This window comes from Actinoplanes campanulatus (assembly GCF_014647795.1).
GTDB classification, from domain to species: Bacteria; Actinomycetota; Actinomycetes; order Mycobacteriales; family Micromonosporaceae; genus Actinoplanes; species Actinoplanes campanulatus.
Window position 1 is genome coordinate 302,724 of sequence record NZ_BMPW01000011.1, and the last position, 8,606, is coordinate 311,329.

The following is an 8,606-nucleotide window of genomic DNA, read 5'->3' on the forward strand; positions in this document are numbered from 1 at the left end:
GTCACCAGTCGAGGGCCCGGTCGCTGAACTGCTGTAGCGAGCCGATCCGGAGCTCGTTCATGGTGATGCCGTTGCGCCGCGAGGTGGGGAAGTCGGCAAGGACGGCCGCCGGGCCGTCCTTGCTCTGGCCCATGTCGTAGCGCAACGTGCCGCCGGCGTGGCAGTCCTCCTCGGTGCGGGCGCACGAGGTCCACCGCAGGCCGGCGTAGGCGGCCTGATGGGGCCGGACCACGAACTCGTGGGCCGGCGCCGGCTCGTCCAGCTTCGTGGTGGGGACCGGCAGGACCCGGCGGCCGGCGGTCGCCAGGGTGACCGTCATCCAGCCGTCGACCGTGCAGTCCTGGCCCGCGACGTTGATCAGGGTGACCAGGGCGGTGCGTTCCAGGCTGGTGTCGGTGGCTGTCCGGAGGGTGACCGTGGCCTCCAGATCGCTGGTCAGGCAGGCGGGCGCCGGAGCCTCGGCAGCGGCCGGGGTGGGCACCGTGCCGGGCTCGGCGCATGCGGTCAGCGCCAGGATGGTGGCCAGGGCGGGGATGACCGGCCTCGAGGGGTTACGCATGTCTCCAACTCAGCGGCGCGCTTCACGTCAGGCGGGCCAACGCGGGGGCGATCTGCTGGATCGTGCCGTCGGCCAGAGGTGACGGTAGAGCGTCGGGGTGGAACCACGCTAGATCTGACGACTCGTCACTTATCCGCTCGACCGCGCCGGCCGGGGCCCGCAGCAGGAATCGAACGTCGTAATGGACCGACGGGGTGGCCGGCGCGCCCTCCTGGGAGCCGCAGCGGACCTCGTGGATGTCGATGTCGATCGGCACCGGGTCGAGGATCAGCCCGGGGATGCCGGACTCCTCGGTAGCCTCCCGGAGCGCCGCGGCGGCCAGCGTCGGGTCGCCCTCCTCGCAGTGGCCGCCCAACTGCATCCAGAGGCCGAGACGGCCGTGCAGGCAGAGCAGCACACGCCGGGAGTCGTCGACGATCAGGGCGCTGGCGGTGACGTGGCCGGCCCGGTGGGCGCGGGTCATCGCGCCGGGGCCGTCGGCGAGCAGGTCGAGGGTGCGCTTGCGGTTCGCCTCGGCGGCATCGGAGGTGGCGTTCCAGGTGGACAGCACGTCGACGGCGTTCTCGTAGAGGTCGGTCATGCGGGAACTCCATAGGTCAGGGTGATCTCGCCGAGATCGTCCACCTCGATGGCGGTGGCCAGACCCGCGGCGGCGAACGCGGCCCGGAGACGCTGCGCCTCGGCGCCGAGCCGGACCAGGTCCGCCGGACCGGAGCCCGGAGGGGACAGCCTCAGCCGGCCCACCTCGCCGGCCGGGAACTCGACCCTCACCAGCGGGAGCGGACTCTCGTCGATCAGCTCCCGGGCGATGCGTGAGGCCCGGTCGCGGGCCGGGCCGTCCACCGCCTCGACGCGGGGCGCGTCGACCGGCATGCGTGCCGCTTCCGCCAGGCCCTCGGCGCGCGCCTCGGCCGTACCCGACCCGAACATGTCCTCGGCGGAGTCACGGACCAGGACCCTGGCGCCGGGCCCGTCGTCCGCCGTCAGGCGGCCGTAGCCACGAACCACCGCGACCGGCACCCGATCACATTTGCCCTTGACCAGCTCGGCGGCCGCGGACAGCTCGTCGATCACCGCCATTTGGGTCAGGCTCAGCTCGTTGCCGTAGGGGTCGAGCTGCCCGCGGTGGTCGAGCAGCGCGTCGATGCCCGCGGCGCCGAGGGCCACGTCGGTGAGCCCGTTGCGCCAGGCACGGCCCATCGTGTCGGAGACGACGACGGCGACGTCCAGGCCGCGTTTCCGCAGGTCGGCACGCAGCCGGCGGGCCGAGGCGTCCGGGTCCTCGGGCAGCAGCACCAGATGGGTCTTGTCGACGTTCGACGCGTCGATGCCGGCGGCGGCCATCACGAAACCGTGGTGGGTCTGCACGATGGTGGTGTTGCCCCGGCGGGCCACCACCCGGGCGGTCTCACCGGCCAGCACCCGCTGCCGGGCCTCGTCACGCTCGGGCCCGTCGGCCGGGACCTCGACCAGGCGGCCCTCCGCCTTCGACACGATCTTGCTGGTCACGACGAGGACGTCACCGTCGGCGAGCCACGGGGCCGCCGCGGTGATCAGCGCGGCGAGGTCGTCGCCCGCGGTCACGTCCCCGATGCCGCGGACCGGCAGGATCTCCAGGCCGTCGCTCACGCCACGCCGCCCAGCTCCAGCGCGTCCTCCACCATCCGGGCGGTGGCCACCTCGTCGCGCATCCACAGCGGCACGGCACGGGTGCGGACACCCGGCACCTCGGCGCCGGCGTCCGACTCGTCGACCAGCCAGCCGTCCAGCAGGCCGCCCTCGGCGCGAGGACCGTACATCCGGCCGACCGCGCCGGCGCTCACCTCGACCTCCAGGGTGGCCAGGCACCGGTCGGCCATGCCCCGGACCGGCGCGCCACCGATGATCGGCGACACCCCGACGACCGGCGCCGGGCCGTTCGCCACGGCCTCCCGCAGCGCGGGTACGGCGAGGATCGGCGCGATGCTGACCACCGGATTGCTGGGCGCGATCAGCACCACGTCGGCGGCCGCGATCGCGTCGAGCACCCCGGCGGCCGGTTTCGCCGACTCGGCGCCGCGGAAGACGAACCGGTGCGTCGGCAGCTCGCCGCGGTAGCGCACCCACCACTCCTGGAAGTGGATCGCCTTCCGCTCGCCGTCGACGTCCACGACCACGTGCGTCTCCAACCGGTCGTCCGATGCCGGCAGCATGGTGATGCCCGGCTGCCAGCGCTCGCACAGCGCCGCGGTGACCGCGGAGAGCGGGTACCCGGCGTTCAGCATGGTGGTGCGCACCAGGTGGGTGGCGGTGTCCTTGTCGCCGAGGCCGAACCAGGACGGCTCCACCCCGTACTTCGCCAGCTCCTCCTTGACCACCCAGGTCTCGCCGACCCGGCCCCAGCCGCGCTCGGGGTCGGCGGCGCCGCCCAGCGTGTACATGACGCTGTCCAGGTCGGGACAGATCTGGAGGCCGTGCATGCGCACGTCGTCGCCGACGTTGACGACCGCCGTGACGTCGGCGCCGATGGCGCGGGCGTGCGCGCGCACGCCGAGGAGGAAACGGGCACCGCCGATGCCCCCGGTCAGGACCACGATCCGCATAGCCTCATCCTCCCGCACACGCGTCATCCCACCGGGTGGCGGGTATCGGTTTACTCTGGGCCGACCTCGATCCACGCACCGGGAGCAATCGTGACCACACCTCCGCAGCCGGGACCGGCCGGCGAGAAACCCATCGGGCAGTTCCTGCGGCCCGTGCGCGACCTGGCGGCGTACGCCCTGGTCGTCGCCCCCGCAGTGTTCCTGTTCGTGGCGTTCCTGGGCATGTTCGGCGACGACTTCATCGCCAGCACCCGGTACAGCTTCAGCGGCTTCGTGAACCTGGAGACGGTGTTCTTCCCGCTCGCGGCGGTGCTTCTCGCGACCGGTGTCCGGCCGGTCCACCCGCAGGCCCGGCTGATCACCATCATCGCGGGCATCGAGTACGTGGTGGCGGCCGTCTTCGGGGTGATCTTCGGAGTCCTCTTCGGGGTGAGCGGGCTCGCCGGCCTGGACGCCGGAACCGCCTTCACGGCGCTGCTCTACCGGGTCGCCTACCTCGGGCTGCTCGGCGTGGCGGGGTACGCGGTGCTGCGCCTCTGGCAGGGCCTCTACTACGTGCCGAGGCCCCAGCCGCAGCCCGGTGTCTACGGCCAGCCGTACGGTCAGCCCTACGGCGCCTACCCGCCGCCCGGGTACGGCCACGGCCAGTACCCCGGTCAGCCCACCCCGCCGCCGCCGGGCTGGGGTCAGCCGACGCCTCCGCCGCCGCCCGGCTGGGGCCAGCCGACGCCTCCGCCGCCGGGCTGGGGTCAGCCCCCGGTGAGCGGTGCCCCCACACCGCCGCCTCCGGTGACCCCGTTCGCCGAGCCGACCCAGGCGGTGCCGCCGACCCCGGTCCCGTTCGCCGAGCCGACCCAGGCGGTGCCGCCGCCCCCGGCCGACCACACCGAGGTGCTGCCGGACGACCGTCCCGGCTTCGGCCCGGCTGACCAGGATCCGCCCCGTCAGTGACTTTGTTCCCGGTCCGGGGGTGTTTCACGACACGCCCCGGTCCGGGAGCAGCGGCGGCGGTCGAAGCGATTCGGGCCTAGGCTGCTCTGCGTGGTAGAGGTCAACGTGGAACCCGTACCGACACCGGCGAGCATCCGCCGCGCACTGCGCCGCGCCGCCGACGGCAAGGCGATCGACATCGATGAGGCGACCGCGCTGCTCGCGGCCACCGGAGACCGGTTCGACGAGTTGCTGGCGATCGCCGGCGGCATCCGGGACGCCGGTCTGCGGGAGGCCGGGCGGCCGGGCGTCGTGACGTACTCGCGCAAGGTCTTCATCCCACTGACCCGGCTCTGCCGCGACCGATGTCACTACTGCACCTTCGCCACCGTGCCGCACAAGCTCCCGGCCGCGTTCCTGGAGCGCGACGAGGTGCTGGAGATCGCCCGGCAGGGCGCCGCGCAGGGGTGCAAGGAGGCGCTGTTCACCCTCGGCGACCGGCCCGAGGAGCGCTGGCCGGCGGCCCGGCAGTGGCTCGACGAGCGGGGTTACGACTCCACCCTCGACTACGTGCGCGCCTGCGCGATCGCCGTGCTGGAGGAGACCGGCCTGCTGCCGCACCTCAACCCCGGGGTGATGACCTGGGCCGAGTTGCAGCGGCTCAAGCCGGTGGCGCCGAGCATGGGCATGATGCTGGAGACCACCGCCACCCGGCTCTGGTCGGAGAAGGGCGGCCCGCACTTCGGCTCGCCGGACAAGGAGCCGGCGGTCCGGCTCCGGGTGCTCGACGACGCCGGCCGGGTCGGCGTCCCGTTCACCACCGGCATCCTGATCGGCATCGGCGAGACCGTCACCGAGCGGGTCGATTCGCTCTTCGCGATCCGTCGCGTGGCCCGCGAGTTCGGGCACATCCAGGAGGTCATCGTCCAGAACTTCCGGGCCAAGCCGGACACGGCGATGCGCGGGATGCCGGACGCCGAGTTGCGCGAGCTGGCCGCCACGGTGGCCGTCGCCCGGATCATCATGGGCCCGCGTGCCCGCATCCAGGCCCCGCCGAACCTGATCGACGACGAGTTCACCCTGCTGCTGCGGGCCGGCATCGACGACTGGGGCGGGGTCTCCCCGGTGACGCCGGACCACGTGAACCCCGAGCGCCCGTGGCCCCAGATCACCCTACTAGCCGAAATGTCCGAAAAATCGGGATTCGAGCTTCGGGAACGCCTCACGATCTACCCGGAGTACGTCCGCCGGGGTGACGAGGGCTGGCTGGATCCGCGGGTGAAAGCGCACGTCACGGCGCTGGCCGAGGAGAGCGGCCTGGCGAGGGAGGGCGCGATCCCGGCCGGCTCGCCCTGGCAGGAGCCGGACGACGCCTTCGGCACCGGCCGCACCGACCTCCACAAGAGCATCGACACCGACGGCCGCACCGGCGACCGGCGCACCGACTTCGACGACGTCTACGGCGACTGGGACGAGGTCGCCGCGCACGTCAAGAGCGCGCCGGCGACCATGCCGACCGACGTGGTGGCGGCGCTCAGGCTGGCCGAGACCGACCCGGGCGCGCTCCTGCTGGAGAAGCACGAGGACAAGGCCATGGCGCTGTTCAACGCCGACGGCCCGGCCCTGGACGAGTTGGCCCGGATCGCCGACGGCCTGCGCCGCGAGGTCAACGGCGACGACATCACGTACGTCGTGAACCGCAACATCAACTTCTCGAACGTCTGCTACGTGGGCTGCCGGTTCTGTGCGTTCGCCCAGCGGGAGAAGGACGCGGACGCCTACCGCCTGTCGGTGGAGCAGGTCGCCGACCGGGCCGAGGAGGCGTGGCGGGACGGCGCCTCCGAGGTGTGCATGCAGGGCGGCATCGACCCGAAGATGCCGGTCACCGCGTACGCCGATCTGGTTCGCGCCGTCAAGCAGCGGGTCCCCGGCATGCATGTGCACGCGTACTCGCCCATGGAGATCGTCACCGCCTCGGCCAAGGCGGGCGTCTCGTTGCGGGAGTGGCTCACCGATCTGCGGGACGCGGGCCTCGGCACCATCCCCGGCACCGCCGCCGAGATCCTGGACGACGACGTGCGCTGGGTCCTCACCAAGGGCAAGCTGCCCACCGCGACCTGGGCCGAGGTGGTGACCACGGCGCACCAGGTGGGCATCCGCTCCAGTTCGACCATGATGTACGGCCACGTCGACCACCCGCGCCAGTGGCTCGGCCACTTCCGGGTGCTGGCCGGCATCCAGGACGTCACCGGTGGCTTCACCGAGTTCGTGGCGCTGCCGTTCGTGCACACCAACGCCCCGATCTACCTGGCCGGCATCGCCCGCCCCGGCCCGACCTGGCGGGAGAACCGGGTGGTGCACGCGATGGCCCGGGTGCTGCTGCACGGCCGGATCGACAACATCCAGTGCTCGTGGGTGAAACTCGGCGACGAGGGAACCCGGGTGATGCTCAACAGCGGCTGCAATGACCTTGGTGGAACTCTGATGGAGGAAACAATTTCACGAATGGCCGGTTCGGAACACGGCTCGGCTCGTACGGTCGCGGAGTTGAAAGAACTGGCCGCGTCGGCCGGCCGCCCGGCGGTGGAACGGACCACGGTGTACGGCCGCAGGTGACAGTTTGATCCATTCGGCGGACCCGTCCTGGGGACCCCCCTGTCCACAGGTTACAAATCGGGTTAAATTGGACGCGAAGGCCCGGCCTCGCGTTACCTTCCAATGCCCTGGAGAGATAGGGCTGGAACGGGGCCATGAACCGTTCTCAAGCGTCGGGGAAACGGGCCCATTTAGCAGGTTCGGCTTGACGACGCACGTCTTACACGCGTGTAATTTTGGTGGGGTTGCGGGGACGATGTGGCACAAAGGCGTCGAACCCGCAAAAACACGCCGCGTGCGTGGGGGGTCAGCGCCGGTTTCGCGCCGGCGCGGAATTTTGGAGGCACGCCGATGGAAGCGCAGGTTGAAGGGGTAGACCTGCTCGGGGACGCGCCCGAGTGGCAGGAACGGGCGCTGTGTTCGCAGACCGATCCCGAGGCCTTCTTCCCGGAGAAGGGCGGCTCGACGCGCGAGGCGAAGCGCATCTGCGGCCGCTGTGATGTCAAGGCCGAGTGTCTGGAGTACGCACTCGGTCACGACGAACGCTTCGGGATCTGGGGTGGACTGTCCGAACGTGAACGTCGCAAGCTGAAGCGGCGGGTGGCCTGACCGGACTCAGGCCAGCTCGTCCGGATCCACTCCGAGCAGGTTGGCTACCTGCTCGATGATCACATCGTGGACGAGGTCGGCGAGGTCCTCGCGATCCATCGCCCGGAATTCCAGCGGGCGCCGGTAGAGCACGATCCGCGGGGGAAGTTCGTGCCGTCCCGGCCGGCCGGGCAGCAGCCGGGCCAGAGGCACCTCGCCGTCCTCGAGCACATCCGAGTCGTAGACGTTCAGCTCCGGCGGCACGTCCTCGACCGCGAACTCGACGCCGGCCAGCTCCTTGGCGTAACGGCGCTCCAGGCTCTCGACCGTGTCCAGCACCAGGTCGTCGAAGATCTCCGCCTTGGTGCGGGCCAGGGGCACGGTCGCCGGCACCAGACGGCCGCGGAGCCCGCGCCCGTGCCGGTCGCGCCGGGCCGGATGACCCGGGCCGGAACCGCGCGTCGCCTTGCCATCCGTCCGGCGGCGTTCAGGGCTGGTGGTCACGCGGCCAGCGTATCCCCACCGGGGCGGCGGGAGCGGTCAGCCCGTGCTCATCGTGTGTCCGTGCCGTTAATTCGCCCCAACGGGGCGGCGTGTCTAACGACCATGGCCGAATCGTGATGCGGTCCGGGTCGGCGTGTCGCGGGGCAACATTCCCCAGAATCGCGGGCGGGGAGATAAGTTGCCGCCGTGAGGTCACCACGGCGCTGCTCCCGGAACGGCTGTCCCCGACAGGCGGTCGCCACGCTGACCTACGTCTACAGCGACTCCACGGCAGTCGTGGGCCCGCTCGCGGCCTTCGCCGAACCCCACACGTACGACCTCTGCGAGACGCACGCCCGCAGCCTCACCGCCCCGCGAGGCTGGGAACTCGTCCGCCACGACGGCGACTTCGCGCCCCCACCCCCCACCACCGACGACCTGGTCGCCCTCGCCGAGGCCGTCCGCGAAGCCGCCCGCCCGGTCCCGCCACGCCCGGACGACACCGACCACACCCCCCAGACCGGCCGCCGCGGCCACCTGAGAGTGATTCCCCCCTCCCACTGAGGGGTTGCCGATGGCGAGATCAACGACCGTCGGTGCGCTTAGCTGCCCAAGGCGAGGATCAAAGGCCATGTCGTAGCGGGGTGGCGGGTACAGACCGCCGCTCCCGCCGAGGGCCCGGCCCGGCTCGCTGGCCGCTGGCGCGTCCAGAACGCTCCCCGCCCCGCGCGACGTGCGTGAGTGGTCACCCTCAAACCCGGCTGCCCCTGAGCGCTGTCTCAGTGCGGTCGAGACAGCTCTGGGAGCCGGCCGGACCACCGATCTAACTCGAAAATCGACCTGGACCGGACGTGCGGCAGCATCCCGCG

9 protein-coding genes are annotated in these 8,606 nt (G+C 71.7%); 4 read left to right on the forward strand and 5 right to left on the reverse strand.

Annotation, left to right across the window (positions count from 1 at the left end; genetic code table 11):
• Window position 1: 1 nt before the first annotated feature.
• From IEZ13_RS22915 to cofD, 4 genes are read right to left on the reverse strand one after another with little or no spacing between them, the layout of a single operon-like run.
• Window positions 2-559, reverse strand: coding sequence for a DUF4232 domain-containing protein (locus IEZ13_RS22915; protein ID WP_183223026.1), 558 nt, complete (start codon window positions 557-559; stop codon window positions 2-4).
• A gap of 22 nt (window positions 560-581) precedes the next feature.
• On the reverse strand, window positions 582-1,139 hold the full coding sequence (locus IEZ13_RS22920) for an NUDIX hydrolase (RefSeq protein WP_183223027.1): 558 nt from the start codon (window positions 1,137-1,139) through the stop codon (window positions 582-584).
• Window positions 1,136-2,188, reverse strand: coding sequence for a coenzyme F420-0:L-glutamate ligase (locus IEZ13_RS22925; protein ID WP_183223028.1), 1,053 nt, complete (start codon window positions 2,186-2,188; stop codon window positions 1,136-1,138). The genes IEZ13_RS22920 and IEZ13_RS22925 overlap by 4 nt, the downstream gene beginning before the upstream one ends.
• Entirely contained in the window at window positions 2,185-3,141 is a 957-nt protein-coding gene (gene cofD / locus IEZ13_RS22930) for a 2-phospho-L-lactate transferase (protein WP_183223029.1), read from the reverse strand. The genes IEZ13_RS22925 and cofD overlap by 4 nt, the downstream gene beginning before the upstream one ends.
• 90 nt (window positions 3,142-3,231) lie before the next feature.
• Here cofD and IEZ13_RS22935 point away from each other — a divergent pair, with 90 nt between their 5' ends.
• From IEZ13_RS22935 to IEZ13_RS22945, 3 genes are all read left to right on the forward strand, one after another.
• Window positions 3,232-4,092 carry a hypothetical protein gene (locus tag IEZ13_RS22935; RefSeq protein ID WP_183223030.1) on the forward strand — a complete coding sequence of 287 codons (861 nt, stop codon included), beginning with the start codon at window positions 3,232-3,234 and terminating at the stop codon, window positions 4,090-4,092.
• A gap of 90 nt (window positions 4,093-4,182) precedes the next feature.
• Window positions 4,183-6,687, forward strand: a complete 2,505-nt coding sequence (locus IEZ13_RS22940) for a bifunctional FO biosynthesis protein CofGH (RefSeq protein WP_229794910.1) — start codon at window positions 4,183-4,185, stop codon at window positions 6,685-6,687.
• 330 nt (window positions 6,688-7,017) lie between these two features.
• Window positions 7,018-7,275: a WhiB family transcriptional regulator gene (locus IEZ13_RS22945; RefSeq protein ID WP_015619224.1), complete on the forward strand. Its 258-nt coding sequence runs from the start codon at window positions 7,018-7,020 to the stop codon at window positions 7,273-7,275.
• A 6-nt stretch (window positions 7,276-7,281) separates the two neighbouring features.
• On the opposite strand, the gene IEZ13_RS22950 is transcribed toward IEZ13_RS22945, so the two are convergent.
• Window positions 7,282-7,758: a metallopeptidase family protein gene (locus IEZ13_RS22950; protein ID WP_372441875.1), complete on the reverse strand. Its 477-nt coding sequence runs from the start codon at window positions 7,756-7,758 to the stop codon at window positions 7,282-7,284.
• 186 nt (window positions 7,759-7,944) lie between these two features.
• Here IEZ13_RS22950 and IEZ13_RS22955 point away from each other — a divergent pair, with 186 nt between their 5' ends.
• Window positions 7,945-8,301, forward strand: a complete 357-nt coding sequence (locus IEZ13_RS22955; RefSeq protein ID WP_183223031.1) for a DUF3499 domain-containing protein — start codon at window positions 7,945-7,947, stop codon at window positions 8,299-8,301.
• Window positions 8,302-8,606 lie beyond the last annotated feature (305 nt).

Coding starts and splice junctions, on each gene's coding strand:
- IEZ13_RS22945 (WP_015619224.1), top strand. CDS start 7,018: ATGGAAGCGCAGGTTGAAGGGGTAGACCTGCTCGGGGACGCGCCCGAG.
- cofD (WP_183223029.1), bottom strand. CDS start 3,141: ATGCGGATCGTGGTCCTGACCGGGGGCATCGGCGGTGCCCGTTTCCTC.
- IEZ13_RS22920 (WP_183223027.1), bottom strand. CDS start 1,139: ATGACCGACCTCTACGAGAACGCCGTCGACGTGCTGTCCACCTGGAAC.
- IEZ13_RS22915 (WP_183223026.1), bottom strand. CDS start 559: ATGCGTAACCCCTCGAGGCCGGTCATCCCCGCCCTGGCCACCATCCTG.